Below are 26,826 nucleotides of genomic sequence, written 5' to 3'. Positions count from 1 at the left end.
CACCGGTGGAGGGCCTCTGCCGCCGCCGTTCGCTACCGGCGGCGATCCTGCTGCAGCCCCCGCCACGACGGCACCGCCGTCACCACGAGCGCGAACACCAGCCCCGCCGCGACCAGTAGGACGACCACACGCCGGTCGATGAGCGCCGAACCGACTGCGCCGAATGCGAGAACACCGACCCACAAGTAGATCAGCAGGACCACGCGCCGGTGCGAGTGACCGATCTGCATCAACCGGTGGTGCAGATGCATCTTGTCGGGGCTGAACGGGCTGACGCCGGCCCGCGTCCTCCGGACGATCGCGAGCAACAGGTCGAGGATCGGGATGAACATGACGGCACTGACGAGCAGGAGCGGCGTGAGCAGACCCAACAGGTCACGGGATCCGTACGCGCTCAGACTGATCCGGCCCGATGCGCTCGTCGACACGGCGGCCAGGGTCAGACCGATCAGCATCGACCCCGAGTCGCCCATGAAGATCCGCGCGGGCTGGAAATTGTGCGGCAGGAAGCCGAGGCAGGCGCCGGCGAGCGCGGCCGCGATCATCGCCGGTGGATATGCACTGACGTCGCCGCCCTGGTCGTGCAGCAGCCCCACCGAGAAGGCACAGATCGCGAGCGAGGCGATGAGACCCAGCCCGGCGGCCAGACCGTCGAGTCCGTCGACGAAGTTCATCGCGTTGATCATCACGACCGTCACCGCGACGGTCACCAGACCCGCCTGGAGTTGATCGAGGATCACGGTGGTGTCACCGAAGGGCTGGTAGATGATGTACCAGCTCACCCCCATCACCGCGAGGATTCCGGCCGCGGTGACCTGACCGACGAACTTGGTGAGGGCGTCGAGCCCCCAACGGTCGTCGATGATGCCGACGAGCACGATCACGAAACCCGCGACCAGCACGGCACTGATGTCGGTGGTGAACTCGAACCCGCGGGTCAGGGCGGGGAGTTGCTGCGCGAAGAGCAGCGCGACGAGCATGCCGATGTACATGCCGACGCCGCCCAGTCGCGGTATGGGCTGGACGTGCACGTCGCGATCGCGCGGCACCGCAACGGCCCCGAACCGGATGGCGACCACCCGGACCGCACCGGTCCCGAGGAACGTGACCACAGCCGCCGTGAACAGCACCAGCAGCAGTTCACGCAGCGGGACACCGGCCCCGTTTCCTCCCTGGGCGAGCGCCAGCACCGCCGTATCCGCAGAACTCACCTCGACGACGCTACCGGCACGTCAGCCCACCGAGGTGATTGAGGGCGACGCGTTCGATCACGGTCACTTCCCCTCCGGGAGCAGGCTCTCGACGGTGACGCCGAGCACCTCGGCGACGTCGGTCGCGGCGACGGCACCCTCGCGCAGGATCCGCGGCTCGTCCGCGGTGAGGTCGACGATCGTCGAGGCGACGGCATGCGTGGCCGGTCCACCGTCGAGGTAGACGCTGGCCGCACCGCCCAACTGGTCCCTCGCCTCGTCCACGGTCGTGGCCGCGGGTCGTCCCGAGATGTTCGCGCTCGAGACCGCCATCGGCCCCACCTCGCGCAGCAGGTCGAGCGCGACCGGGTGCAGCGGCATCCGGAGCATGACGGTGCCGCGGCTGTCACCGAGATCCCACGCGAGCGAAGGCGCTTGCTGCACAACGACGCTCAGTCCACCGGGCCAGAACGCCTTGATGAGGTCCCGGGCCTGCGGGCGGACCGAGTAGACGAGACCGTCGATCGTGGTCCACGAGCCGACCAGGACGGGTACCGGCATGTCACGACCGCGACCCTTCGCGCGCAGCAGGCTCGCGACGGCATCGCCGTCGAACGCGTCGGCGCCCAGGCCGTACACGGTGTCCGTCGGGAGGACGACGAGCCGACCGGCCTTGAGGGCGTTCTTCGCGGCGGTCAGTCCTGCTTCGCGGTTGTCGGGATCCTTGCAGTCGTAGACAGTGCTCACTCCCCCATCCTTGCACTCACGTTCGAGCCGCCGTCATCGCGCCGCCTCGACATCCGTCGCGACGCGCTGCGCCACGACGAAACGGGGACGGCCCGCGAGGTCCGGATGCTCGACCACGTGACCGAACACGCGACGGGACCGGAACAACTCCGCGACCTGTGAACCGTTGGTGTCGTCGTGCTCGATGCCGACGACGCCGCCGATTCGCAGCCACCTCGCGATGTTGTTGATCATGGGCTTGATCACGGACAGACCGTCGGCGCCGCCGAACAGCGCCGAGTGCGGATCGTGATCGGCGACCTCGGGATCGAGCACCGCGCCTTCCGGGATGTACGGCGGATTGGACACGATCAGGTCGACGCCGCCCTCGAGTGCGGTCAGCAGACCGCGGTCGGTGACGTCGCCCTGCACCAGGTTGATCGGGGTATCCCCGGCCGCCCCGCGACGATCGGCGTTGCGGCGGGCCCACGCCAGCGCGCGCGGTTCGAGTTCCACGGCGTGCACGACGGCGTCGGGGCGGGCGTGCGCGATCGCGAGGGCGAGCGCCCCGGATCCGGTGCACAGGTCGATCACCACCGGCGCACGTCGGCCGCACGCCTCGAGCTCGGCGAGCGCCCACGCGAGCAGCAGCTCGGTCTCCGGGCGCGGCACGAACACCCCGGGCCCCACCTCGAGCGAGATGTTGCCCATCGCCGTCGAACCGGTGATGTACTGCAGTGGGATTCGCTCCGCGCGGCGGGCGACCAGTGCGCGGTACTCCTCGATGACCGACGGATCGACGAGCGGCACTAGGCCCAGTCGGGTACGTTCCACGCCGAGCAGGTGCGCGGCGAGCAGTTCGGCGTCCACGCGGGCCGAGGGAACCCCCGCCCGTTCCAACTCGGCGGCTGCCTCGATGATGGCCAGGCGGAGAGGTTGTCGACTCACGGGTACAGCCTGCCACGTGGGTCACGGACACAGCACGGATAGGTGCCGGTCGGCTTGCGTCCCGTCTTTCGGGCGCCCATCGGAGATAAAATGCGACCGGTCTGAATATCGTCAGACCGAGGTCGGACTAAGGAACGTCCCATGTTCTCCGCCACCGCGGCCCGCGTTCTCGCCGCCGCATTTCTCACCACTGCCACCGTGTCGATCGGACCGGCGATCGCGCTCGCCGCGCCGTTCAACGTGCAACCCGCCCCTGCCATCTGCCCCAACGGGATGGCCCCGGCCGACGCCACTCCCCTACCGGGCGGTCGACTCCTGATCAGCGTCCCCGAAGGCCCGCCGGCCGGCGGGGGCCGGGTCGTCTGGACGAACACCAGCACCGGCGCCAACGGCATCGCCACACTCACCAACACCGGCAGCCGGGCCGAGTTCGTTGCCGACACCGGCCCCGGCACCGTCGTCACCGTCCTCGACGGTGTCTACACGAACGGCGCCGGCCAGCCGTGCGTCCTCGTGCAGGGCGGTGTCGCGACGACCGTCGTGCCCTGACGCCGCTCACTCCGCGGCGAGGCGGGCCTCCCGGTCGGCCTGGCCGAGGGCGTCGAGCAGGGCGCCCATGTCGCCGTCGAGCACGGCATCGAGGTTGTGCGCCTTGAACCCGATGCGGTGATCGGTGATGCGGTTCTCGGGGAAGTTGTAGGTGCGGATGCGCTCCGAGCGGTCGACCGTGCGGATCTGGCTCTGGCGGCCGGCGGACGCCTCGGCATCCGCGGCTTCCTCCGCAGCGGCCTGCAGTCGCGCCGCGAGCACCTGCATGGCGCGAGCCTTGTTCTGCAGCTGTGAGCGCTCGTTCTGGCAGGTCACGACGATGCCCGTCGGCAGGTGGGTGATACGGACCGCGGAGTCGGTGGTGTTGACGCCCTGGCCGCCCTTGCCCGACGACCGATAGACGTCGATGCGCAGGTCGGTCTCGTCGATCTGCACCTCCTCGACCTCTTCGGGCTCGGGGTAGATCAGGACACCCGCCGCCGAGGTGTGGACGCGGCCCTGCGACTCCGTCACCGGAACGCGCTGCACGCGGTGCACGCCGCCCTCGAACTTGAGGCGCGACCAGACGCCGTCACGGACGTCGCCCTTCGACTTGATCGAGATCGTCGCGTCCTTGTAGCCGCCGAGGTCGGACACGGTGGCGTCGAGGATCTCGACACGCCACCCGGCGCGCTCCGCGTACCGGACGTACATGCGCGCGAGATCGGAGGCGAACAGCGCGGACTCCTCGCCGCCCTCACCGGACTTGAGTTCGAGCACGACGTCGTCGGCGTCGTGCGGGTCACGCGGGGCGAGCAGATCGGTGAGCGTCTTGTCGAGTTCGGCCACCGTCTCCTCGAGGACCGGAACCTCGGCGGCGAAAGCGGAATCGTCGGCGGCCAGTTCACGGGCCGCTTCGAGGTCCTCCTGCGCGGCCGTGAGCTTGGCATAGGTGGCCATGACAGGTGCGAGTTCGGCAAAGCGCTTACCCGCCTTGCGCGCCGCTGCCGGATCGTTGTGCAACGCCGGATCAGCGAGTTGCTGCTCCAGACCCGCGTGCTCGGCCAGGATGTCGTCGATCGCCGACGGCTGCGTCGTCCCTGCCATGGTTGGCTCCTGTTTCCGCGATTCGCGCACTTGTCGGTGTTGTCGAGGCCCTCCGAACGGCGGCAAGCGCGCAAAGCGGGGTTCGGGGACGGCACAAAAAAGCCGACGCCCGGCCTGCGGTTCGCAGGACGGGCGTCGGCGGGGCAGCTACTGGTCGGCAGCGGCCTTCTTGGGGGCACGCTTGCCGTAGCGAGCCTCGAAGCGAGCGACGCGTCCGCCGGTGTCGAGGATCTTCTGCTTGCCGGTGTAGAACGGGTGGCACTGCGAGCAAACTTCGACGGTGATCCGTCCGCTCTGCGCGGTGCTGTGGGTCTCGAACGTGTTGCCGCAACCGCACACGACGGTGGTCGCAACGTATTCGGGGTGGATTCCAGCCTTCATGGTGTCCCTTTCAATGGCCGCCGGGTCGACCTCGCCGTTCGAGGCCGTGAACCGGAACCGGACATAGTTGTCACGCGGTCGATCATTCTGCCAGATCGCCGGTGCATTCTCCTAAACACGTCACCGGGCGGGAAGATTCCCACCCGGTGACGAACGGACGTCAGTCCGCGAGCGAGCCCGGGGCCGTCTTCGAGACGGTCATGAGGAACTCGACGTTGCTCTTGCTCTTCTTGAGCCGGTCGACGAGCAGGTCGATCGCCTGGTGGTTGTCCAGACCGGACAGCACGCGCCGCAGCTTGTGCACGACCGCGAACTCGTCGGGGCTCATCAGGAGCTCGTCCTTGCGGGTGCTCGACAGGTTGACGTCGACGGCCGGGAACACCCGACGCTCAGCGATCTTGCGGTCGAGCTTGAGCTCGGCGTTGCCGGTGCCCTTGAACTCCTCGAAGATCACGGTGTCGCCGGTCGATCCGGTCTCCACCAGGGCGGAGGCGATGATCGTCAGCGAGCCGCCGTTCTCGATGTTGCGCGCGGCGCCCAGGAAACGCTTGGGCGGGTACAGCGCGGTCGAGTCGACACCACCGGACAGGATGCGTCCGGACGCCGGCGACGAGTTGTTGTAGGCGCGGCCCAGTCGGGTGATCGAGTCGAGCAGCACCACGACGTCACGGCCGGCCTCCACCAGACGCTTCGCGCGCTCGATCGCCAACTCGGCGACCGAGGTGTGATCGGCCGGCGGGCGGTCGAACGTCGAGGCGATGACCTCGCCGTTCACCGACCGCTGCATGTCGGTGACCTCTTCCGGACGCTCGTCGACCAGGACGACCATCAGGTAGCACTCGGGGTTGTTGACCGAGATCGCGTTCGCGATGTCCTGCAGGACGGTGGTCTTACCGGCCTTCGGCGGCGACACGATCAGCGCACGCTGCCCCTTGCCGATCGGCATGACCAGGTCGATCACGCGCGTCGTCAGGATGTTCGGCGTGGTCTCGAGGCGCAGACGCTGGTTCGGGTACAGCGGCGTGAGCTTGTTGAACTCCGGACGCTTGCGCGCCGCCTCGGGATCGTGGCCGTTGACGGTGTCCAGGCGGACCAGCGGGTTGAACTTCTGCCGCTGGTTGCTCTGCTCACCCTCGCGCGGGACGCGCACCGCACCGGTGATCGCGTCACCGCGGCGCAGGCCGTTCTTGCGCACGAGGTTCATCGAGACGTACACGTCGTTCGGGCCGGCCAGGTAGCCGGAGGTCCGCACGAACGCGTAGTTGTCGAGGACGTCGAGGATGCCGGCGACGGGCTGCAGGACGTCGTCCTCGCGGATCTCGGGCTCGCGGCCCTCGCCCGCCTCGCCGCGGTCACGACCACGACGACGCTCGCGGAAGCGACGTCCGCGACGTCCGCGACCGCCCTCTTCGTCGTCGCCGTCCCGGCGCTCGCCGCGGCCCTCGCCGCGCGGGCCGTTGCCGCCCTGGCCACGGTCGCCACGGTCACCACGGTCGCCACGGTCACCGCGGTCGCCACGGTCGCCGCCCTGGCCACGCTCACCGCGCTCACCACGGTCGCCGCGCTCGCCGCGCTCGCGACGGCCGCCGCGCTCGTCGGCCTGCTGGTCCTTGCCCTGCTCGCGCGATTCGCCCTGCTTGGCTTCGCCGTCCTTGACCTCGGAGGCGCGGCTCTCGGCCGGCGCGGCCTCGGTCGCGGTGCTGGTCGACGCGGTGTCTGCGGAATCCGCACCCGCCTGCTCGGGGGCACCCGCGCGGCGGGACGCCCCGCGGCGCTGACGGGCCCGGCGCGGCGACTGGTCGGCGTCGGCGTCCTGCGTGTCGGCGTCGGCAGGCGCAGATGCGGCCTGCTCCTTGCGCGCGGCCGACTTCTCCACGGCAGGCGCCTCGGCGGCGGGCGCCGGCGTGCCGTTCGCGGACTTGGCGGCGCCGCCGCCCTGCCGCTCCTTGATCGCGGCGATCAGATCGCCCTTGCGCATCCCCGAGGTGCCCTTGATACCGAGTTCGCCCGCGAGCGAACGAAGCTCCGCGAGCACCATTCCGGAGAGTCCGGCGCCACGACGGGCATCGGCGCGCTTGGTCGACGCGGCGACCGCGCCCTCGCGCGGTGCAGCGTCAGAAGTCTGTGGAGGATTACCAGCCCGGGCACCCGCGGCCTCTGCCGGGGAATCTTGAACAGGCGTGGCAATCAGGTCCGTATCGGTCACGGAGGTCCTTTCCTTCCCTCGCTCGCGCTGCGCAAAGTCGAGGGTTCGTCCCGCAGTTCAGTCGACAACTGAACTCGGATGTGCCGTATCCGCTGGATGGAATTTCGGCTTGTCCCCCATCACATCACCCGAGAAGGCGAGTGCTGTCGATCGATCAACGCAGAGAATTGCGTGAGGATCATGCCAGGTATACCCCGAAGAAATGGAGTGATCGCCCTGGTGAAGCACCGGCGTCTGAAGCGCACGATGTACGGACACGCTCAGGATAGCGGCGAATGCCCTACTCGGCAAGAACCGGCCGGTAACCAATCCTGAGCGCGTCCGATTCAGTTCACCTGCACGCCGTCGGCGATCTCGAGCTCGAGGACTCGCAGTCCGTCCTGCTCGGCGTCGCGGCGGAGACCGTCCGGGAACGGCTGGTCGGACAGTGCCAGCACGGTCGGACCGGCACCCGAGACGGTGGCCGCGATCCCGGCCTCGCGCAGCTTCGCGATCCACCGCGTCGTCAGCGGCAGCGCCGGCGCGCGCTGCGCCTGGTGCAGCTTGTCCTCGGTCGCGGTCATCAGCAGATCGGGACGCTGCGTGAGCGCGACCACCGCGAGCGCGCCGCGGCTGACGTTGAACGCCGCGTCGCGATGCGGCACGGTCTCGGGCAGCAGCCCCCGGGTCAGCGCGGTCGACGACCGCTCCGAGGGGACGAGTGCCACGACCCGGATGTCCGGGTGGACCGGCAACCGCACCGCGTTGTAGAGACGCTGCGACTCGTCGTCGACCTCGGTCTCGCTCCAGGACACGACCACGCCGCCGAGGACGCTCGCGGCGGCGTTGTCGGGGTGGCCTTCGAACTCGGACGACAGCTGCACCAACTGGGCGTCGGTCAGCGCCAACTCGGGCGCCGCCTTCCGCGCCAGGCCGTTGGCGGCGGCCAGGCCACCGACCGCCGCCGACGCCGACGAACCGAGTCCCCGCGAGTGGGGAATGACGTTCCGGCACACCACGTCCAGGCCGTCGGCCCACAGGCCGGCGGCCTCGAGGCCCCGCTCGATGGCCCGGACGACGAGGTGGGACGGACCCCACGGCACGTCGTCGGCACCTTCGCCCTCGACTCGGATCGTCAGACCCGAATCCGTGGTCGTGACAGTGATCTCGTCGTACAGACCGAGCGCGAGACCCAGCGTGTCGAATCCCGGTCCGAGATTCGCGCTCGACGCGGGTACACGCGCGGTCACCGTGAGTCCGGTGGGGAGGGTCTGAGTCATCGTCTGGTCCACTGCCGTGTCCGGAGTCGTGGTCACTACGCCAGCTCGAGGGCCGACGCCACCGCAACGGGATCGACCGGAATCGGCTGCACGGCAGGCATACCCGCGAGAGCCGTATCCGGGTCCTTGAGCCCGTTGCCGGTAACGGTGCACACGACGGTCAGACCCGAGTCCAGCCAGCCCTCCTTGCGGGCGGCGAGCAGACCGGCGACGCTCGCTGCGGACGCCGGCTCGACGAAGACACCTTCGGTCGCGGCGATCAGGCGGTACGCCTCGAGGATCTCCTCGTCGGTGGCGGCGCGGAACGCACCGTTCGACTCCTCCTTGGCGGCCATGGCACCGTCCCACGACGCGGGCGCACCGATGCGGATCGCGGTCGCGATGGTCTCCGGATCCTTGACCGGGGCACCCTGGACCAGCGGCGCCGCGCCGGCGGCCTGGACACCGAGCATCCGCGGACGCACCGAGGTGATGCCGTCGGCGTAGTACTCGGAGTAGCCGCGCCAGTAGGCGGTGATGTTGCCGGCGTTGCCGACGGGCAGCGCGTGCACGTCGGGGGCCTTGCCGAGCGCGTCGCAGATCTCGAACGCGGCGGTCTTCTGGCCCTCGATGCGGACCGGGTTCACGGAGTTGACCAGACCGATCGTCGGGAACTCCGCGGTGGTCTTGCGCGCCAGCTCGAGGCAGTCGTCGAAGTTGCCCTGCACCTGGATGATTCGCGCACCGTGCATGACGGCCTGCGCGAGCTTGCCCATCGCGATCTTGCCCTGCGGGACCAGCACGGCGCAGCCCATGCCGGCGACCGCGGCGTACGCGGCCGCGGAGGCCGAGGTGTTGCCGGTGGACGCGCACAGCACGGCACGCTGGCCGCGGGCCAGGGCGTCGGTGACGGCCATCGTCATGCCGCGGTCCTTGAACGAACCGGTCGGGTTGAGGCCCTCCACCTTGAGGTACACGTCGCACCCGGTGAGCTCGGACAGGTGCGCGGCCGGCAGCAGCGGCGTGCCGCCCTCACGCAGCGTGACGGTCTTCCAGTTCGGTCCGATCGCGAGCCGGTCGCGGTAGGCCTCGATCAGTCCCGGCCACGGGGTGTGGACGGGGGTGGTCTTCTTCTCGGCCGCGGTCATTCGGAGGTACCTTCCAGTCGGAGCACGCTGGTCACAGCGGTTACAGATTCGAGTTCGGCAAGGGCGGCAACCGTTTCCGCCAGAGCCGCGTCGGTCGCGAGGTGGGTGACGACCACCAGGCGTGCGCCGTCGCCGGCGCCCTCCTGGCGGACGGTGGAGATGCTGACGCCGCGCTTGGCGAACTCGGCGGAGACCGCCGAGAGCACGCCGGCCCGGTCGGCCACCTGCATGTTGACGTAGTAGCGGGTCGGGATGTCCCCCATCGGCGCGATGGCCAGGTCCGCGTACTTGGACTCGCGCGGACCGCGCCCGCCGTGCACCTTGTTGCGGGCGGCCATGACCAGGTCACCCATGACGGCGGACGCGGTGGGGGCGCCGCCGGCGCCCTGGCCGTAGAACATCAGCCGACCGGCGTTGGCCGACTCGACCACGACCGCGTTGTACGCGCCGTTCACGCCGGCGAGCGGGTGCTCGCGCGGGACGAGGGCCGGGTACACGCGCGCGGAGACGCGCTCGCTGCCGTCCCCGTCCACGATCCGCTCGCAGATCGACAGCAGCTTGATGGTGCAGTCGAGCGACTTGGCGGCGTCGAGGTCCGCGGCGGAGATCTTCGAGATGCCCTCGCGGTACACGTCGCCGGCGGTGACGCGGGTGTGGAAGGCGATCGACGCGAGGATCGCGGCCTTCGACGCGGCGTCGAAGCCCTCGACGTCGGCGGTGGGGTCGGCCTCGGCGTAGCCCAGGCGTCCGGCCTCGGCGAGCGTCTCGGCGTAGTCGGCGCCGGTCTCGTCCATCGCGGACAGGATGAAGTTGGTGGTGCCGTTCACGATGCCCAGCACACGGTCGACCCGGTCACCGGCGAGCGACTGCGTCAGCGGACGGATCACGGGGATCGCGCCGGCGACCGCCGCCTCGAAGTACAGGTCGACGCTCTCGCGCTCCGCCGCCTCGGCCAGCTCACCGGTGTACTCGGCGAGCAGCGCCTTGTTCGCGGTGACGACCGACTTGCCGGCGTTGAGCGCGGCGAGCACCAACTTGCGTGGCAACTCGATGCCGCCGATCACCTCGACGACGACGTCGACGTCGTCGCGTGTCACCAACGCCTCGGCGTCGGTCGTCAGCAGTTCCTGCGGCACGCCGCGATCTCCGTCGATGCGGCGCACAGCCACACCCCGCAGTTCCAGGCGTGCACCGACTCGGGCCTCGAGGTCCGACGAGTGTTCCCGGATGATCCGGGCCACCTCGCTGCCCACGGTCCCGAGGCCGAGAACAGCCACCCCGATGGCGCGCTGCGCCGATTCGCTGGTCACTCCGTAACCTCCAAGCTGAGCAGATCTTCCACAGTTTCCCTACGCAAGATTAGGCGCGAAGCACCGTCCCGCACCGCGACCACCGCGGGTCGCGTGAGCAGGTTGTACCGGCTCGACATCGAGTAGCAGTACGCGCCGGTCGCGGCGACAGCGAGCAAGTCCCCGGGACCGAGATCATCCGGCATCCACGCGTCGCGGATGACGATGTCACCACTCTCGCAGTGCTTGCCCACGACACGCGCGACCACCGGCTCGCCGTCACTGTCGCGCGAGACCAGACGGGCATCGTATTCCGCCTGGTACAGCGACGTGCGGATATTGTCGCTCATTCCACCGTCGACGCTGATGTAGCGGCGGGTCGCGCCGGCGTCGAGCGTGACGTCCTTGATGGTGCCGACCTCGTACAGCGTGACGGTGCCGGGGCCCGCGATGGCGCGGCCGGGCTCGACCATGAGCGTCGGGACCGGCAGGCCTGCGGCCTTCGACTCGGTCGCCACGATGTGCGTGAGCTTGGCGGCGAGCTCGTCGACCGGGGGCGGGTTGTCGCTCGACAGGTACGAGATGCCGAGGCCGCCACCGAGGTCGACGATCGACAGCTGCGCCGTCTTCTCGGCGCCGAACCGGTCCACGATCTCGCGCATCAGGCCGATCACGCGGTGCGCCGCCAACTCGAAGCCGTCGACCTCGAAGATCTGCGAACCGATGTGGCTGTGCAGACCGACCAGGCGCAGGTTGTCGGTCGCGAAGACCCGACCGACGGCTGCCATGGCCTTGCCGCCGGACAGCGAGAAGCCGAACTTCTGGTCCTCGTGGGCGGTCGCGATGAATTCGTGCGTGTGGGCCTCGACACCGACGGTGATGCGGATGAGGACGTCCTGCACGATGCCGTGGCGGGCCGCGACCTCGGCGAGGCGGTCGATCTCGACCATCGAGTCGAGCACGATGTGCCCGACGCCGGCCGTGACCGCGGTCTCGAGCTCGGCGACGGACTTGTTGTTGCCGTGCATCGTGATCCGCTCGGCCGGGAAGCCTGCGTGCAGCGCCACGGCGAGTTCACCGCCGGACGCGACATCCATCGACAGGCCCTCGTCGCGCACCCAGCGGGCGATCTCCGCGGACAGGAATGCCTTGGACGCGTAGTGCACGCGCTCGGCGCCACCGAACGCACTCGCCATCTCGCGGCAGCGGGAGCGGAAGTCGTCCTCGTCGATCACGAACAGCGGGGTGCCGTACGTCTCGGCGAGTTCGGTGACCGGGACGCCGGCGAGGCGGACGACGCCGTCCTCGCCGCGCTCGGCCCCGCGCGGCCACACCTGCGCGGGCAGCGTCGTCATCTCGGACGACGTCACCGGACGCGGGGGCAGCCCGGGGGCGTGCTGGATCTCGGCGTGCCGGGGTCCGGCGGGGTGCGCGTTCACATCCGCTCCGGTGCGCTGACGCCGAGCAGCTCGAGGCCGTTGGCAAGGACCTGACGCGACGCGTCGCACAGCGCCAGGCGCGCGGTGGTCAGGTCGGTGGCCTCCTCGTCGCCCTGCGGCAGGATGCGGCACGCGTCGTAGAAGCGGTGGTAGGTGCCGGCGAGCTCCTCGAGGTACCGCGCGATGCGGTGCGGCTCACGCAGTTCGGCGGCCTTGGCGACGACGCGCGGGTACTCGCCGATCGTGCGGATCAGGTCGCCCTCGCGGTCGTGCGTGAGCAGGCCCAGATTCGGGTTCTCGGCACTGAGGCCCAGGTCCGCGGCGTTACGCGCGATCGAGCACAGGCGCGCGTGGGCGTACTGGACGTAGTACACCGGGTTCTCGTTGCTGGTGCTGGTCCACAGTTCGAGGTCGATGTCGATGCTCTGGTCCACCGAGGAGCGCACCAGCACGTAGCGGGAGGCGTCGACGCCGATGGCCTCGACGAGGTCGTCGAGCGTGATGACGGTGCCGGCACGCTTGCTCATCTTCACGGCGACGCCGCCGCGGACAAGGTTGACCATCTGACCGATCATGACCTCGACGGTGTCCGGGTCGTCGCCGAACGCGGCCGCGGCGGCCTTGAGGCGACCGATGTAGCCGTGGTGGTCGGCGCCGAGCATGTAGATGCACAGGTCGAAGCCGCGGGCACGCTTGTCCTGGCCGTAGGCGATGTCGCCGGCGATGTAGGCGGCGTTGCCGTCGGACTTGATGACGACGCGGTCCTTGTCGTCACCGAAGTCGGTGCTCTTGAGCCACCATGCGCCGTCCTCGTGGTAGAGCTTGCCGGAGTCCTTGAGGGTCTCGACAGCCTTCTCCACCGCTCCGGACTCGAACAGCGAGTTCTCGTGGAAGTAGACGTCGAAGTCGACACCGAACTCGTGCAGGGTGCGCTTGATGTGCGCGAACATCAGCTCGACGCCGATGGACCGGAAGGTCTCGTGACGCTCTGCCTCGGGGAGGTCGAGCGCGCCGGGCGCCTGCTTCTGCACCTCGGCGGCGATGTCGACGATGTAGTCGCCGGCGTAGCCGTCCTCGGGGGCCGGCTCACCCTTGGCCGCGGCGATCAGCGAGCGCGTGAAGCGGTCGATCTGGGCGCCGTGGTCGTTGAAGTAGTACTCGCGGGTCACGTCCGCGCCCTGCGTGGTGAGGATCCGGCCGAGGGCGTCGCCGACCGCCGCCCAGCGGGTGCCACCGAGGTGGATGGGGCCGGTGGGGTTCGCCGAGACGAACTCGAGGTTGATGCGCTTGCCGGCGAGCGAGTCGCCCGCGCCGTAGGCCGCACCCTCCGTGAGCGCCTTCGCGACGATCGCGCCCTGCGCGTCGGCGGCGAGGCGGATGTTGAGGAAGCCCGGGCCCGCGACCTCGGCCGACTCGATGCCGTCGGCTGCGGTGAGAGCCGCCGCCAGCCACGTGGCGAGATCGCGCGGGTTGGTGCCGGCCTTCTTGGCGACCTGCATCGCCACGTTGGTGGCGTAGTCACCGTGCTCGGGGTTGCGGGGACGCTCGACTGTGAGCGTCGCGGGCAGTACGGAAACGTCGAGTCCGTGCTCGGCGAGCACCTTCGCGGCGGTTCCTCGGAGCAGTTCGGCAAGGTCGGCTGGAGTCACAGGAGTCCATCTTATTGCGTGAAGCCCCGGGCCGGATAACCAGTGCCGATTACCAGGATCGGCCTCTCCCAGGTTTCCCTCAGGCTCGGAACGTACAGTGATTGAGCCCACGAGGCGCATTACCCCTCGGGGACGCCCTTGTCCAATCACCGAAAGAGCACTCATCGATGCCCAGCGGTTCGGAAAATCGCGGTCCCGGCAGCAGTAAAACGGGGGCCAAGTCAGCCAAGGCCATCAAGGCGGCCAAGAAGCAGGGTGGCGTGCCCGCGTCCAAGCGCGGAGGTGGCACGCCGCGCCAGCTGCCCTGGTTGACCATCGGCGCCGTGGTGGCGGTCGTCGCTCTCATCGCCGTCCTCGCCGTCAACCTGGTGCCGAAATACCAGGCCAAGACGGAGGCGGACAAGTTCGCGCCGTCCGAATCCAACCAGGATCCGTCGACCGGGATCGACGGCGTCGTGAAGGTCGACTACCCGGCCGGCGTGCACATCCAGCCGACGCAGCGCGTCGCCTACGATCAGACGCCCCCGTTCGGAGGGCCGCACGACGCGATCTGGGCCACGTGCATGAGCACCGTCTACGCGGATCCGATCCGTAGCGAGAACGCCGTCCATTCGCTCGAGCACGGCGCCATCTGGATCGCCTACAACCCCGACAAGGTCAGCGACGATCAGCGTCAGCAGCTCGCCAACCGGGTCGAGGACAACTCCGGCTACATGCTGATGTCGCCGTACCCGGGCCTCGACACCCCGATCTCGCTGCAGTCGTGGGGCCACCAGCTCAAGCTGGACAGCGCCGACGACAAGCGCATCGACCAGTTCATCACCGCGCTGCGCCTGAACCGCTACGCGTACCCCGAGGTCGGCGCGAGCTGCTCGACGATCCCCGACTCGTTCGATCCCAAGAACCCGCCGCCGTTCGATGCGAGCGCTCCGGGCCCGGACGCCGTGCCGATGGACGGCGGCGGCATCGCGCCTGACAGCAGCGAGCTCGGCGGCGCCGCGGGCCTCCCGACCGACATGCAGCTCCCGGCGGGCGCACCGCAGCCTGGCGCCGGCGGAAACGGCTGACGGACGCAACATGACCGAGATCGAGACACAGACCTCGAACGAGGTACAACCGAGTAAGCGCAGCCAGCGCACCGCGCTCGCGGTCGTCGGGCTGATCGGCGTCCTCGCCATCGGGTTCGCGCTCGGGTTCTTCGCGCGCCTCCCGATCGACGACGGCGAATCTGCCGCTCCCGCAGCCGATTCGGTCGACGTCGGGTTCTCGCAGGACATGACGGTGCACCACAACCAGGCGATCGACATGGCCACGATCGCGCTAACCAAGTCAAGCGATCCGGCCGTGAAGAACCTCGCGTACGACATCCTCACGACACAGCAGAACCAGGTGGGGCAGATGCAGGGCTGGCTGGCGTTGTGGGACCGCGCACCGCTGCCGACCGGCGGGTACATGACCTGGATGTCCGAGGCGGACGGTCACGGCGGCCATTCGGGTCACGCCGCGACCGGGACCGCGACGCCGGCGGCGCACGACCCCGGCAAGATGCCGGGTATGGCGACGCCGGACGAGATGTCGGCGCTGGGTCAGGCGTCGGGCCGCGATCTCGACGTGATGTTCCTGCAGTTGATGCTGCGCCATCATCAGGGCGGGCTGCCGATGATGGAGTACGGCGCGCAGTACGCGGACGTTCCCGCGGTCCGCAACCTGGCGAAGACGATGGTCGAGACGCAGCAGGGTGAATCGACGCTGATGACCGGCATGCTCGCCGAGCGCGGCGCGGCGCCGCTGCCGATGAACTAGTCGGTCTGCCGCGACTCGTCGCCGGGCGGCGCTCCCCAGCGGGGGCGCCGCCCGGCCTCGTTCGATCCTCGTGGCCCACCGTCTCGGCGCGACGCGAAAAACGCCCATCTACCAGGCGATGTGGATGATCGCCGACAATGCGCTACGCTAACTCCGCCCACTGGCACACCGGAAATCACGGTGCGCCCCCGTAGCTCAGGGGATAGAGCGTTCGCCTCCGGAGCGAAAGGCCGCAGGTTCGAATCCTGCCGGGGGCACCGGGAAGGCCCCACTCTCGTTCGAGAGTGGGGCCTTCGGCCTTTTCCGGACCGAATCCGATTCAGCGTGCCCCGGACCGCAGGTCGAGTCCCCACGCGCCGACACCGCACACGACGACCACCGCGACGGCAACGACAGCGGCGGGCACCGAGACCGTGGCCTGCTCCTCGAAAACCGACGCGTGGTCCAGGTATCGCTCACCGATCGTCCAGGCGGCCGCCGCGGCGCCCGGGATCCCGACGGTGAACGGGAGCGACAGCCCGACGGTCGCCGCGGGAGCGGACGTGGGAAGGCAGGCCCCGATGACGTACCCGGCCGCGGCAGGCAGCACGAGCAGGTACGCGATCGCCGGGACGTCCCACTGATCGGGGTTCGCCACGGAGGCAGCGGCCGTCGCGGCGAGGAGCACGAACCCGACCGCCGGGACCGGCCATCGGATGCCCACCACGACACCGGCGACGATCAAGGCCGAGGGGATGGCGAGGGTCCACCAGTTCGTGGGCGTGGCGGGGACGCCTCCGGTGGCCGCGGCGAGGACCGCCGTCCCCGCGAAGATCACCCGCCCGTCGGCCCCCGGTAGTCGCCAGGCGATCCAGGCGACGAGCGCCACCGTCAGGCCTACATACGGGTACCACCATTGCGGCTGCGCCCCCGACTCCATCAGGACCCAGTTGGCGACGAAGGCGCCGACCGGTAGGGCGAGAGCGACTGCGAGCCACCGTGTGTCGACGCGGGCGGACCACGACGGTCGACGATCGGCGAAGGCCGCCACGACCACGATCGCCGCGGCCACGACCGCGGGCCACAGGCCGACGACGCCCGTGGGTTCCGCTTCGGACAGCGCGGTGTACGCGGCCCAACCGGTGTCGCCCGCACCGAACCTGCGCAGGTCGACGACGGCGCCCGACAGCAGGAACGCGCCGAGCGCACCGACGGCGAGGGCGCCCTGGCTGCTCGCGTCGCGGGCCGCCAGCGGCGACACACCCCCCAGGACCAGTCCGGCGGCAACGGCATTCGAGTACAGCAGCGCGGCGGGCTCGCCCGGGTACTGCACCAACTCCGGCAGTGCGAGGAGCAGCAGCCCCGCGACGGCGACGCTCGCGACCAGCGCCATCGAGCGTCGGCGCGTCAACGCCACCGTGACCAGCAGTCCGACGACCGCCGCACACGCGACGGCCGCCCCGTTCGCGACCAGCACCGCGGGAAGCGCGCTCTCGGTCCTGACGTAGTCGTCGGGCAGTGGCGACCACAGAACCCGGCCGGCGAGCACCCCACCGAGTAGCGCGGCCACGACCCCCGCGATCCGAGCGAGACGAACCACCCTGCTCTCCTCCCCTGTGCGGCTATCCCGCCTGCAGTTCGGCGACCACACCGGCCATCCACCGGTCGTGGTCGGGATTCTCCGGCAATGCGAGGGTGACGGCCGGACGAAACCCGTCCGCCACGCCGTCGAGTCGTCGCCGAATCACCTCGGCCAGTTCGTCGTATCGCGCGGTGGGCACGATCTCGGCGAGGACGTCGTCGGTGACCACCGACCGCAGCCGGTCCCACTCGTCGCGTCGCACCAGGGCGGCCAACTGCTCCTGCAGGTCCGGGAATCCGTGACGCTCCAGGGCACCTCGGTACGCGGGCGTCGAGTACAGGAAGGCGAAGAGGCGGCGTCGCCGTTCCCGCTCCACGGCCACGTCCGCGTCGGTCGCCCCGGCGATCACCTGCAGTCCCGCGACCACGTCGAAGCCGTCGAGCGAACGCCCGGCCGCGGAGGCACCCTCGGCCAGCACCGGCAGGCACTCGTCGGCGAGATACCGCGGATCGGAGTTGGTGGGGTGCGTGACCAACCCGTCGGCCACCTCTCCTGCGACGTGGCACATCCGTCTGCCGACGCCGCCGAGGTAGATCGGCGGGACCGCGGTGTCGTGGTCGGGTCCGGGATTGAAGTACGGCTGCATCCTGGTGAACCGGTATCGGTCCCCCTCGTAGGCAACGAGTTCGCCGGTGCGGAAGGTCTCGAACGCCGCGCGCACCACACCGACGTACTCGCGCATGCGGGCCGCGGGCGCGGACCACTCCATCGCGTACCGCTCCTCGATGTTCTGACGGATCTGGCTGCCGAGTCCGAGGTGGAAGCGCCCGCCCGACAGCTTCGAGAGGTCCCACGCCGTGTACGCGGTCAGCAAGGGACTGCGCACGAACGCCAGCGCCACCGACGTGCGGACGACGATCCGTTCGGTGGCCTGCAGTGCCAGGAGCGCGAGGAGGAACGGATCGTGGACGGTCTCCGAGACGTGCAGACCGTCGTACCCGGCCGCCTCCGCGCGACGGGCGAAGTCGGCGACCGCGGTCGGATCGATGGCGGCATCGGTTCCCGTGTAGACCTTCATCCGTCCGTTCTACCCGTCGAATTGCCGGATTTCGCGGCGGCACGGTGAGTACGCCCGCGGCCGGTGTGATTGCCGTTACCATCGCTTCTCGTGGTCGAGAGCATGGTGGGGGCGGAGCAAACATCCGCAGGAGATCCGACACGGCGCGCCGAACCGGCACGCCCGGGGTGGTGGGGGCTCGCGCGGGCGCGCGTGATCGCGATCGTCGCGGCGGTGATCGGTGTGCTGTCGGCGGTGGCGATTCCGTTGCTCCCGGTCGATCAGCAGCAGGCTTCCCTGTCGTGGCCGCAGAACGGTGTCACGGCCAGCGTCGAGGCGCCACTGGTGGCGTACGCGCCGCTGACGCTCGATGCCCGGATCCCGTGTTCGGCGGCGCAGCGTCTCCAGAACGGCGGCTTCGTGGCGGCCACGATGCCGGCGGGTGCACCAGGAGCGGAGCGCTACGGGTTGATCGCGAAGACCGTGGCGGCGTCCGGGGATTCGCCCGCGCGGCTCGAGGTGATCCTGCGCGACACCGCACTGTTCTCCGCTCCCCTGTCGGAACTCACCGGCGCCGACTGCGCCGTGACGATCTCCTCGGACGCCACCCGGACCGTCGCATCGGTCACCGGATCTCCGGCAGCCGAGGCGATTCCGTCCAAGACTCTCGACGGCGACTTCCGCCCCCAGATGGTCGGCGTCTTCAGTGATCTCGACGGCGCCGCCCCGGCCGGGTTGCAGGTGAACGCCGAGATCGACTCGCGCTTCTCCTCGTCGCCGACACCGATCAAGCTCGTCGCGATGATCATGGCCGTCCTCGCGACACTCGTGAGTCTGGTTGCGCTGCACCGACTCGACTGCTCCGACGGCCGCCGTGCCCGACGCTTCCTGCCGGCCCGCTGGTGGCGTTTCGGCGTCGCCGACGGGGTCGTCCTCGGGACGCTCGTGCTGTGGCACTTCATCGGCGCGACCACCGCCGACGACGGCTATCAGTACACGATGGCCCGCTCGGCGCAGTCGTCCGGCTACATGTCGAACTACTTCCGCTACTTCGCTGTTCCCGAGACGCCGTTCGGCACTCCGTACTACTACATTTTCGGCCTGCTCGACGACGTCTGGAGCGCGAGCATCTGGGTGCGCCTGCCCGCCCTCCTCGCCGGCATCGCGACGTGGCTGGTGCTCAGTCGCGAGGTGGTGCCGAGACTGGGTGTCGCGGCCCGCACCAGCAGGATCGCCCTGTGGACCGGCGCGCTGGCGTTCCTCGCGGTGTGGCTGCCGTACAACAACGGCCTGCGGCCCGAACCGATCGTCGCGGCCGGGGTGCTGCTCACCTGGTGCTCGGTCGAGCGCGCGATCGCGACCCGGCGCCTGTTGCCTGCGGCGGTCGCGATCCTCGTCGCGGCCGCGACCCTCTCGGTCGGCCCCTCCGGCATCATCTGTTTCGCAGCGTTGCTCGCCGGAATAGGGCCCCTGCTGCGGATCCTCGTCGCTCGCGCGAAGACCGTCGGCTACGCCGCGCTCCTGCTGCCGCTGGTCGCGTCCGGCACGGCGATCCTCGTGGCGATCTTCGGCGATCAGACACTCGCGATCGTCCCGACGATGCAGGACGCGCACGTCGCGGGCGGCCCCAACGAGAAGTGGTTCACCGAGTACCTGCGCTACCAGTGGCTGCTGAACTACACGGCCGACGGCTCGCTCTCGCGACGGTTCGGCATCTTCGTGATGTTCCTCGGCCTCCTGGTCGGCATCCTGGCGATGCTGCGCAAGGGCGGGCGCGTTCCCGGCATGGCGGCCGGTCCGTCGCGCCGGATCGTCGGGGTCACGCTCGGCGCCGTCGCGCTGATGATGTTCACGCCCACGAAGTGGACGCACCATCTCGGCGTCTTCGCCGGCCTCGCAGGCGCGTTGGCGGTGCTGACCGCAGTCGCCGTGAGCACGGCGGTGCTGCGCTCGCCGCGCAACCGGGCACTGTTCGCGGCCGCGGTGTTGTTCGTCATGGCGATGTCGTTCACCGGAACCAACAACTACTGGTACGTGTCGGCCTGGGGTGTGCCGTGGTGGGACAAGCCGCCGTCGATCGCCGGTACCGGCGCCGCAACCCTGCTGTTCGGCGGCGCGCTCCTCATGCTCGCAGTGGCGGCCTGGTGCCATGTGCGCGAGTCCCGGGTTCCCGCGCCGGGTTCCCGCACCCGGTGGGTGTGGGCGCTCCCACCGTTGACGATCGCCGCGGCCGCGGTGGTGCTCTTCGAGGTGCTCTCGCTCGCGAAGGGCGCGGTGTCCCAGTACCCGGCCTACTCGTTGGCTCGTTCCAACTTCGACGCACTGCGGGGTCAGAACTGCGGGCTCGCGAACGACGTGCTGCTGGAGACCGACCCGAACGCGTCCATGCTGCAACCGCTCTCGGGGAACGTCGTGACCGCGCTCGGTGGTGAGGCGGCGACCGGATTCACGCCGAACGGCGTCGCGTCGGATCTCAGTGCCGACGCCGGCACGGCGGCGACCGGCGCGGCGAATCTCGTCGATTCCGACACGACGCCGACGTCGACGGACGCCGTGGCCGGAACGGGCGGCGGTGAGGGAGCGGTCGGCATCAACGGCAGCACGGTCGCGTTGCCGTACGGGCTGGACCCCGCCACGACCCCCGTGCTGGGCAGCTACAGCCGCGGCGAGCAGACCCCGGCGTCGCTGGTCAGCGGCTGGTACGGGCTGCCGGCCGTCGGAGACGACGGCTCGCGCGGCGACATCGTCTCGATCGCGGCCGCCGGTCGGATCCGGTCCGTCGATCCCGACGGCATCGTCACGCCCGGCCAGACTCTCGAGGTCGAGTACGGCGTCCGGCAGCCCGACGGATCGGTGGCGGTGCTCGGACGGGCCGCCCCGCTCGACATCGGTCCGGCCCCGTCGTGGCGGAATCTGCGGGTGCCGCTCGATCAGTTGCCCGCGGAGGCCGACGCGGTCCGCCTGGTCGCCTCCGACGACAACCGCGACCCGGACCAGTGGCTCGCGGTCACTCCCCCGCGTGTCCCGCAGACCCGGACGTTGAACGACGTCGTCGGCTCGGACACCCCGGTGTTGGCGGACTGGGCCGTGGGGCTCCAGTTCCCGTGTCAGCAGCCGTTCACGCATCACGAGGGCGTCGCGGAGGTGCCGCAGTACCGCATCCTCCCCGACCGCGGCGGTGCGGTCTCGACGAATCTGTGGCAGGACCACTTCGGCGGCGGACCGCTCGGCTGGACCGATCAGTTGCTGACGGCGCGGACGATCCCCTCGTACCTGAATCACGACTGGCGACAGGACTGGGGCGCGATCGAGGAGTTCACACCTCGGGACGAGTCTGCGATGCCGGCGGAGGTCACGCTCGTCACCGAGCGTCGCTCGGGTCTGTGGAACCCGGGGCCGATGGTGCTGCGGTTCTGACGGTTCGACCAGCGTTTCGCCGTTCGGGTCTTGACTTCACCTGACATTCGAGAATACTTAAGGACGTGCTTAAGTATTCCGCACCACTGGACCAGGTGTTCCACGCACTGTCGGATCCGAGTCGGCGCGGAATGGTCGAGCGACTCAGCCGCGGGCCGGCATCGGTCAGCGAACTCGCGGCTCCGCTCGACATGTCACTGCCGGCCGTCGTGCAGCACCTTCAGGTGCTCGAGGCCAGCGGACTGGTGCGGTCGGAGAAGGTCGGTCGCACCCGGACGTGCCACCTGGTGCCGGATGCGCTGGACGGGGCCGGGCAGTGGATCGCTCGGCGGCGCACGAGTCTCGAGCGCCGCCTGGACCGACTCGGCGAGTATCTCGCCGAGACCGACGTAGCACCCGAAACCAAGGAGTTGCCATGAGCAGCCGATCGGTCACACATTCCACGTTCGTCGTCGAACGCGTCTACGACGCGAGCCCCGCGCGGGTCTTCCACGCTTTCGCCGATCCGGAAGCGAAGGCCCGCTGGTTCACCCACCCCGACGAGTGGATCTCGGACGAACCCGCGATGGACTTCCGTGTGGGCGGCCGCGAGACCGTGGCCGGCGGACCGAAAGGTGGCCCCGTGCATTCGTTCTCGTCGCTCTACCAGGACATCGTCCCCAACGAGCGGATCGTCTACAGCTACGACATGCACATGGACGACGTCCGGATCTCGGTGTCCCTGGCCACCATCGAGTTCTTCCCGGCGGGCGACGGCACCCGCCTGGTGATGACGGAGCAGGGCGCGTACCTCGACGGCTATGACGACGCCGGATCCCGCGAGGAGGGCACCGAACTGCTGCTCGACGCGCTCGGCGCCGCCCTCGAATCGGAGTCCGCATCAGCCTGAGCGCAGCTTCCGTCCACACCGGGCCGACTACGGGGCCGCGGACTCCGGTCGATCCCGGTGTGCTCGCTCGAGGACCGCGGCGACCGCGGCCCGGGCCTGCGGACTGTTGCGCCAGCAGGTCGACCCGGTGATCGCGGACCCCGCGTCGAGGATGTCGTCGGCGTGCACGGACCGCAACGCGTCGAAGCTGTCGTGGCCCATCTCCTCGAGCCGTCGAACCACGGTGGGCCCGACACCCTTCAATGCCAGCAGGGCCGCCCGTTCATCGTCATCGAATGCCACGCGGGCGACCCTACCGCTCAGCCCGGACTCTAGGGTTGCGGCTCGATGATCGCGGTGATCGAGTCGATCTCCGCACTGGGGATCGAGAAGTGCTCGGTGATCGCGACGGTCAGCGTGTCGCGCCCGGTGTTCATGTCGAGCAGGAACCTCGCCACGACGTCGGAGCCCCACTCGCGGAACTCGAGGTCGCGCACCCCGCTGATCGGGCGGTACTGACCGCCGGTTTCGAGCATCGCGCGGATCTCGTCGCCGGAATCGCCTGTGCGCTGCCCGTTCTCGTACCGATGGCAGTGCCGGGCGAGGCGCACCTTGCTCGCATCGTGCGTGACGAGCGAACCGATGTACTCGCGCGCCATCGCCACCCGCGGGCTGTCGTGCGTGGCCGCCGCGGTCAGTTCGGCGATCCCCGCGAGCAGGGGTACCGCGAGGTCCCGGCGACAGATCAGCAGGTCGGGCAGGTACGGGTGCGACTCGTTGTACCGCAGGGGTGCGCCGTCGATGCGGGAGCAGTGCAGCCCCGCCGCGAGTGCGACACCCACCGGGGCGGCCGAGTCCCACTCCCACTGCCCGCCCGCGTGCACGTAGGCGTCGGCGTCACCGCGCAGTACCGCCATGGCCTTCGCACCCGCCGAACCCATGGGCGCGACGTCGCCGTCGACGTGCCGTGCGAGCGCGTCGACGAACTCGGGAGGTCGGCTGTCGCTCACCAGAATTCGGGGACGCGCCCGGTTCGAGGGCACCGCTCGTGCGGTCCCACTCACGTACACCTCGCCGAGCGCGGGCTGCGCGACGGCGGCCGCGGTGATGCCGGCGCCGCGTTCCCACAGCGCGACATGCACGGCCCAGTCGGCGCGTCCGGCCAGGCCGTACTCGCGGGAGCCGTCGAGCGGGTCGATGATCCAGACTCGCGGATTATCCAGGCGCGCAGGATCGTCCACGGATTCCTCGGACAGCACGGCGTCACCGGGGCGGGCGGCGGCCAGCCCCTCGAGCAGCAGGGCGTCGGCCGCCTTGTCGCCGCGGCGGCCCAGCTCCTTGGCCGCCGCCTTGTCCAGCGGGGTCTCCCCCAGCTCGCGGGCCCGGATCCCGAGCAGCAGGTCGCCAGCGCGAGCGGCGAGGTCGGCGGCCAGTTCGGCGTCGGTGGTCACAGGTTCAGATACTCCATGATCATGGCGGCCTGCGCGACCGGGTCGCCGTCCTCGGGCCGCAGCACCAACTCGGCGTTCTCGGGCGTCTCGTAGGGGTCGTCGACGCCGGTGAAGCCGGTGATCTCCCCCGCTCGGGCCTTGGCGTACATGCCCTTGGGATCGCGCGCCTCGCACTGTTCGATCGGCGTGTCGACGAACACCTCGACGAACGGCAGTCCCGCCTCCTCGTGCAGGCGGCGTACTCGGTCCCGATCGTCCCGGTACGGGCTGATGAGCGAGGCGACCGCCACCAGACCCGCGTCGGCGATCAACTGCGCGACGGCACCGACCCTCCGGACGTTCTCGGCCCGGTCCTCGGCACTGAACCCGAGGTCGGCGTTGAGCCCGTGGCGGAGGTTGTCACCGTCGAGCCGGTACGCGGGTATCCCCGCCGCGACGAGTCGCCGTTCGAGTTCGACCGCGACGGTGGACTTCCCCGACGCGGACAGCCCGGTGAGCCACACCGTGGCGCCGCGGGTGGCACGCTCGTCACGGGACACGGCCGCCGCATGCCACACCACCTTCGATTCCTTGAGCGTGGGTCCGGTGATCATGCCGGCGGCGACGGTGTTGCCCGTCGTGTCGTCGACGAGGATGAAGCTGCCCGTGACCCGGTTGCGACGGTACGGGTCGAACAGCAGCGGCTGCTGGGTGCGGAGCTGGATGCGTCCGATCTCGTTGAGCGAGAGCGACTGTGCGGTCTCGTCGCGGTGCAGCGTGTTGACGTCGAGCCGGTAGTCGAGGCGCACCACCTGCGCCTTCGTGGAGCGGGTGGTGTGCAGGACCGTGTAGCGCGCGTCGGGGCCCAGTGAGGACTGCTCGGTGAGCCAGCAGACCATCGCGTCGAGCTCCTGGCCGACGAGCGGCCGGTTGTTGGGCCGACAGAGGGTGTCCCCGCGGCTGACGTCGAGGTCGTCCGCCAACTGCACGCACACGGCGGACGGCGCGAACGCCTCCTTGACGGGCTCGCCGCCCGGCCCCCAGATCGCCGAGATCGTCGACGTGAAGCCCGACGGCAGCGCGACGACCTCGTCGCCGGGCTTGAACACGCCGCTGGCGACGGTGCCCGCGTAGCCGCGGAAGTCGTGCAGTTCGGCGTCGGTCTGCCGCTGCGGCCGGATCACGTACTGCACGGGCAGCCGCGCGTCGATGAGGTTGCGGTCGGACGCGATGTGCACCTCCTCGAGGTGGTGCAGCAGGGACGAGCCCTCGTACCAGGGCATGTTCTCGGTGCGGGTGACGATGTTGTCGCCCTTGAGCGCCGACACCGGGATGAACGTCAGGTCGTGCACGTCGAGCTTGGTGGCGAACTGCCCGAACTCGTCCTTGATCTCCTCGAACCGCTCCTGCGACCAGTCGACGAGATCCATCTTGTTGACGCACAACACCAGGTGCGGGATCCCCAGCAGCGTCGAGAGGAAGGCGTGCCGGCGCGTCTGCTCGAGCACGCCCTTGCGGGCGTCGACGAGGATCAGCGCCAGGTCGGCGGTCGAGGCGCCGGTGACCATGTTGCGCGTGTACTGCTCGTGGCCGGGGGTGTCGGCGATGATGAACTTGCGCTGCGGCGTCGCGAAGTACCGGTGCGCGACGTCGATCGTGATCCCCTGCTCGCGCTCGGCCCGCAGCCCGTCGGTGAGCAGCGCCAGATCGGTGTACTCGGTGCCGCGCTCGCGGCTGCTGCGCTCGACCGCCTCGAGCTGGTCCTCGAAGATCGACTTCGAGTCGTACAGCAGGCGGCCGATGAGCGTCGACTTGCCGTCGTCGACGCTGCCCGCCGTCGCGACGCGGAGGAGCTGTCGGGTGTGCACCATCAGAAGTAGCCCTCCTTCTTACGATCCTCCATGCCGGCCTCCGAGATCCGGTCGTCGGCGCGGGTCGCGCCCCGTTCGGTGATCCGGCTCGCCGCGACCTCGGTGACGACCTCGGCGGCGGTGGCGGCCGACGACTCGACACAGCCCGTGCACGTCGCGTCGCCGACGGTCCGGAACCGGACCAGCTCCTCGCGCAGCTCCTCTCCCGGCAGCAGGGTCAGGAACCGCGTGTGCGCCAGCAGCATTCCGTCGCGTTCGACGACCGGACGACGGTGCGCGTAGTAGATCGACGGCAGTGCGATCTCCTCCTCGAGGATGTACTGCCAGATGTCGAGCTCGGTCCAGTTCGACAGCGGGAACACCCGGATGTGCTCGCCGCGCCGGTGCCGCCCGTTGTAGAGGTTCCACAGTTCGGGGCGCTGGGCCTTGGGATCCCACTGCCCGAACTCGTCGCGGAAGCTGAACACCCGCTCCTTGGCGCGGGCCTTCTCCTCGTCGCGCCGGGCGCCGCCGAAGACCGCGTCGAACCTGTTCTCCCGGATGCCGCGCAGCAGCGAATGCGTCTGCAGGCGGTTGCGGCTGGCCCGCGGGCCGGTCTCGTCGACGACCCGTCCCGCCGCGATGTCGTCCTCGACGCTCGCGACCACGAGCCGGAGGCCGAGCCGTTCGACGGTCCGGTCCCGGAACTCGATGACCTCGTCGAAGTTGTGGCCGGTGTCGACGTGCATCACCGGGAACGGCAGCGGCGCCGGCCAGAACGCCTTGGCCGCGACGTGCAGCATCACCACCGAGTCCTTGCCGCCGGAGAACAGCAGGACGGGACGCTCGAAGGTCGCGGCGACCTCGCGGAAGATGTGGACCGCCTCGGCCTCGAGCGCCTGCAGGTGCGACAGCTCGTAGGCGGGCGGGGATGTCAGGGGTGTCACGCGCAGCTCCTCGGCGGATCGACGCATCGGTACATTTTTGTACC

At 69.8% G+C, this 26,826-nt stretch carries 23 protein-coding genes and 1 tRNA gene; 7 read left to right on the top strand and 17 right to left on the bottom strand.

Going from position 1 to position 26,826, the window contains the following annotated elements:
* Positions 1 to 32: 32 nt before the first annotated feature.
* The 3 genes from EGT67_RS18180 to prmC form a co-directional block, all read right to left on the bottom strand.
* Positions 33 to 1,211, bottom strand: coding sequence for a glycosyltransferase family 4 protein (locus EGT67_RS18180; RefSeq protein WP_127917488.1), 1,179 nt, complete (start codon positions 1,209 to 1,211; stop codon positions 33 to 35).
* 63 nt (positions 1,212 to 1,274) lie between these two features.
* Entirely contained in the window at positions 1,275 to 1,937 is a 663-nt protein-coding gene (locus EGT67_RS18175) for an L-threonylcarbamoyladenylate synthase (RefSeq protein ID WP_127917487.1), read from the bottom strand.
* A gap of 33 nt (positions 1,938 to 1,970) precedes the next feature.
* A complete protein-coding gene (gene prmC / locus EGT67_RS18170; protein ID WP_127917486.1) occupies positions 1,971 to 2,864 on the bottom strand; it encodes a peptide chain release factor N(5)-glutamine methyltransferase in 894 nt (297 codons plus the stop codon).
* 141 nt (positions 2,865 to 3,005) lie between these two features.
* On the opposite strand from prmC, the gene EGT67_RS18165 reads away from it, so the two are divergent.
* Complete coding sequence (locus tag EGT67_RS18165) at positions 3,006 to 3,413, top strand: amidohydrolase (RefSeq protein WP_127917485.1); 408 nt, start codon at positions 3,006 to 3,008, stop codon at positions 3,411 to 3,413.
* A gap of 6 nt (positions 3,414 to 3,419) precedes the next feature.
* Here EGT67_RS18165 and prfA read toward each other — a convergent pair whose 3' ends face one another.
* The 8 genes from prfA to argS form a co-directional block, all read right to left on the bottom strand.
* Positions 3,420 to 4,499 (bottom strand): peptide chain release factor 1, encoded by a 1,080-nt coding sequence (prfA, locus tag EGT67_RS18160; protein WP_127917484.1) that lies wholly within the window; start codon positions 4,497 to 4,499, stop codon positions 3,420 to 3,422.
* Positions 4,500 to 4,646: 147 nt separating this feature from the next.
* Positions 4,647 to 4,880, bottom strand: a complete 234-nt coding sequence (gene rpmE / locus EGT67_RS18155) for a 50S ribosomal protein L31 (protein WP_127917483.1) — start codon at positions 4,878 to 4,880, stop codon at positions 4,647 to 4,649.
* Between the two features lie 160 nt (positions 4,881 to 5,040).
* Positions 5,041 to 7,086, bottom strand: a complete 2,046-nt coding sequence (gene rho / locus EGT67_RS18150; protein ID WP_127917482.1) for a transcription termination factor Rho — start codon at positions 7,084 to 7,086, stop codon at positions 5,041 to 5,043.
* A 326-nt stretch (positions 7,087 to 7,412) separates the two neighbouring features.
* On the bottom strand, positions 7,413 to 8,345 hold the full coding sequence (gene thrB / locus EGT67_RS18145) for a homoserine kinase (RefSeq protein ID WP_127917481.1): 933 nt from the start codon (positions 8,343 to 8,345) through the stop codon (positions 7,413 to 7,415).
* Positions 8,346 to 8,380: 35 nt separating this feature from the next.
* Positions 8,381 to 9,472 (bottom strand): threonine synthase, encoded by a 1,092-nt coding sequence (gene thrC / locus EGT67_RS18140; protein WP_127917480.1) that lies wholly within the window; start codon positions 9,470 to 9,472, stop codon positions 8,381 to 8,383.
* Positions 9,469 to 10,782, bottom strand: coding sequence for a homoserine dehydrogenase (locus EGT67_RS18135; RefSeq protein WP_127917479.1), 1,314 nt, complete (start codon positions 10,780 to 10,782; stop codon positions 9,469 to 9,471). The genes thrC and EGT67_RS18135 overlap by 4 nt, the downstream gene beginning before the upstream one ends.
* Positions 10,779 to 12,200, bottom strand: a complete 1,422-nt coding sequence (lysA, locus tag EGT67_RS18130; protein WP_127917478.1) for a diaminopimelate decarboxylase — start codon at positions 12,198 to 12,200, stop codon at positions 10,779 to 10,781. The genes EGT67_RS18135 and lysA overlap by 4 nt, the downstream gene beginning before the upstream one ends.
* The gene (argS, locus tag EGT67_RS18125) at positions 12,197 to 13,849 is read right to left on the bottom strand and encodes an arginine--tRNA ligase (protein ID WP_127917477.1); all 1,653 of its coding nucleotides are present in this window, start codon (positions 13,847 to 13,849) and stop codon (positions 12,197 to 12,199) included. The genes lysA and argS overlap by 4 nt, the downstream gene beginning before the upstream one ends.
* 167 nt (positions 13,850 to 14,016) lie before the next feature.
* Here argS and EGT67_RS18120 point away from each other — a divergent pair, with 167 nt between their 5' ends.
* The 3 genes from EGT67_RS18120 to EGT67_RS18110 all read left to right on the top strand — a co-directional run bounded on the left by EGT67_RS18120 (position 14,017) and on the right by EGT67_RS18110 (position 15,909).
* Entirely contained in the window at positions 14,017 to 14,916 is a 900-nt protein-coding gene (locus tag EGT67_RS18120; protein ID WP_127917476.1) for a DUF3105 domain-containing protein, read from the top strand.
* Between the two features lie 10 nt (positions 14,917 to 14,926).
* The gene (locus tag EGT67_RS18115; protein ID WP_127917475.1) at positions 14,927 to 15,652 is read left to right on the top strand and encodes a DUF305 domain-containing protein; all 726 of its coding nucleotides are present in this window, start codon (positions 14,927 to 14,929) and stop codon (positions 15,650 to 15,652) included.
* Positions 15,653 to 15,836: 184 nt separating this feature from the next.
* Positions 15,837 to 15,909: transfer RNA gene (locus tag EGT67_RS18110), tRNA-Arg, on the top strand.
* A gap of 62 nt (positions 15,910 to 15,971) precedes the next feature.
* Here EGT67_RS18110 and EGT67_RS18105 read toward each other — a convergent pair.
* Both EGT67_RS18105 and EGT67_RS18100 read right to left on the bottom strand, forming a co-directional pair.
* Positions 15,972 to 17,231 (bottom strand): hypothetical protein, encoded by a 1,260-nt coding sequence (locus EGT67_RS18105; protein WP_127917474.1) that lies wholly within the window; start codon positions 17,229 to 17,231, stop codon positions 15,972 to 15,974.
* Positions 17,232 to 17,253: 22 nt separating this feature from the next.
* Positions 17,254 to 18,291: a TIGR03617 family F420-dependent LLM class oxidoreductase gene (locus EGT67_RS18100; protein WP_127917473.1), complete on the bottom strand. Its 1,038-nt coding sequence runs from the start codon at positions 18,289 to 18,291 to the stop codon at positions 17,254 to 17,256.
* Positions 18,292 to 18,393: 102 nt separating this feature from the next.
* On the opposite strand from EGT67_RS18100, the gene EGT67_RS18095 reads away from it, so the two are divergent.
* From EGT67_RS18095 to EGT67_RS18085, 3 genes are all read left to right on the top strand, one after another.
* Entirely contained in the window at positions 18,394 to 21,687 is a 3,294-nt protein-coding gene (locus EGT67_RS18095) for an arabinosyltransferase domain-containing protein (RefSeq protein WP_127917514.1), read from the top strand.
* A gap of 65 nt (positions 21,688 to 21,752) precedes the next feature.
* A complete protein-coding gene (locus EGT67_RS18090) occupies positions 21,753 to 22,106 on the top strand; it encodes an ArsR/SmtB family transcription factor (protein ID WP_127917472.1) in 354 nt (117 codons plus the stop codon).
* Complete coding sequence (locus tag EGT67_RS18085) at positions 22,103 to 22,576, top strand: SRPBCC family protein (protein WP_127917471.1); 474 nt, start codon at positions 22,103 to 22,105, stop codon at positions 22,574 to 22,576. The genes EGT67_RS18090 and EGT67_RS18085 overlap by 4 nt, the downstream gene beginning before the upstream one ends.
* A gap of 27 nt (positions 22,577 to 22,603) precedes the next feature.
* Here the strand turns inward: EGT67_RS18085 and EGT67_RS18080 are convergent, their stop codons facing one another.
* The 4 genes from EGT67_RS18080 to cysD are packed head-to-tail and all read right to left on the bottom strand — an operon-like array spanning position 22,604 to position 26,809.
* On the bottom strand, positions 22,604 to 22,858 hold the full coding sequence (locus EGT67_RS18080) for a Rossmann-fold NAD(P)-binding domain-containing protein (protein WP_127917470.1): 255 nt from the start codon (positions 22,856 to 22,858) through the stop codon (positions 22,604 to 22,606).
* A gap of 29 nt (positions 22,859 to 22,887) precedes the next feature.
* Positions 22,888 to 24,006, bottom strand: coding sequence for a 3'(2'),5'-bisphosphate nucleotidase CysQ (locus EGT67_RS18075; RefSeq protein WP_127917469.1), 1,119 nt, complete (start codon positions 24,004 to 24,006; stop codon positions 22,888 to 22,890).
* A complete protein-coding gene (gene cysC, locus EGT67_RS18070; RefSeq protein ID WP_127917468.1) occupies positions 24,003 to 25,856 on the bottom strand; it encodes an adenylyl-sulfate kinase in 1,854 nt (617 codons plus the stop codon). The genes EGT67_RS18075 and cysC overlap by 4 nt, the downstream gene beginning before the upstream one ends.
* On the bottom strand, positions 25,856 to 26,809 hold the full coding sequence (gene cysD, locus EGT67_RS18065) for a sulfate adenylyltransferase subunit CysD (RefSeq protein ID WP_127917467.1): 954 nt from the start codon (positions 26,807 to 26,809) through the stop codon (positions 25,856 to 25,858). The genes cysC and cysD overlap by 1 nt, the downstream gene beginning before the upstream one ends.
* Positions 26,810 to 26,826 lie beyond the last annotated feature (17 nt).

Origin of the sequence: Prescottella agglutinans, from assembly GCF_004011865.1 — a bacterium.
Lineage (GTDB): Bacteria > Actinomycetota > Actinomycetes > Mycobacteriales > Mycobacteriaceae > Prescottella > Prescottella agglutinans.
This window is presented reverse-complemented; position numbering and strand designations above follow the sequence as displayed.

What these genes read in the sequence shown, in the direction of transcription:
- EGT67_RS18165 (WP_127917485.1), top strand. Translation starts at nt 3,006, where the DNA reads ATGTTCTCCGCCACCGCGGCCCGCGTTCTCGCCGCCGCATTTCTCACC.
- prfA (WP_127917484.1), bottom strand. Translation starts at nt 4,499, where the DNA reads ATGGCAGGGACGACGCAGCCGTCGGCGATCGACGACATCCTGGCCGAG.
- rpmE (WP_127917483.1), bottom strand. Translation starts at nt 4,880, where the DNA reads ATGAAGGCTGGAATCCACCCCGAATACGTTGCGACCACCGTCGTGTGC.
- thrB (WP_127917481.1), bottom strand. Translation starts at nt 8,345, where the DNA reads ATGACTCAGACCCTCCCCACCGGACTCACGGTGACCGCGCGTGTACCC.
- thrC (WP_127917480.1), bottom strand. Translation starts at nt 9,472, where the DNA reads ATGACCGCGGCCGAGAAGAAGACCACCCCCGTCCACACCCCGTGGCCG.
- EGT67_RS18120 (WP_127917476.1), top strand. Translation starts at nt 14,017, where the DNA reads ATGCCCAGCGGTTCGGAAAATCGCGGTCCCGGCAGCAGTAAAACGGGG.
- EGT67_RS18115 (WP_127917475.1), top strand. Translation starts at nt 14,927, where the DNA reads ATGACCGAGATCGAGACACAGACCTCGAACGAGGTACAACCGAGTAAG.
- EGT67_RS18100 (WP_127917473.1), bottom strand. Translation starts at nt 18,291, where the DNA reads ATGAAGGTCTACACGGGAACCGATGCCGCCATCGATCCGACCGCGGTC.
- EGT67_RS18095 (WP_127917514.1), top strand. Translation starts at nt 18,394, where the DNA reads ATGGTGGGGGCGGAGCAAACATCCGCAGGAGATCCGACACGGCGCGCC.
- EGT67_RS18085 (WP_127917471.1), top strand. Translation starts at nt 22,103, where the DNA reads ATGAGCAGCCGATCGGTCACACATTCCACGTTCGTCGTCGAACGCGTC.
- cysC (WP_127917468.1), bottom strand. Translation starts at nt 25,856, where the DNA reads ATGGTGCACACCCGACAGCTCCTCCGCGTCGCGACGGCGGGCAGCGTC.
- cysD (WP_127917467.1), bottom strand. Translation starts at nt 26,809, where the DNA reads ATGCGTCGATCCGCCGAGGAGCTGCGCGTGACACCCCTGACATCCCCG.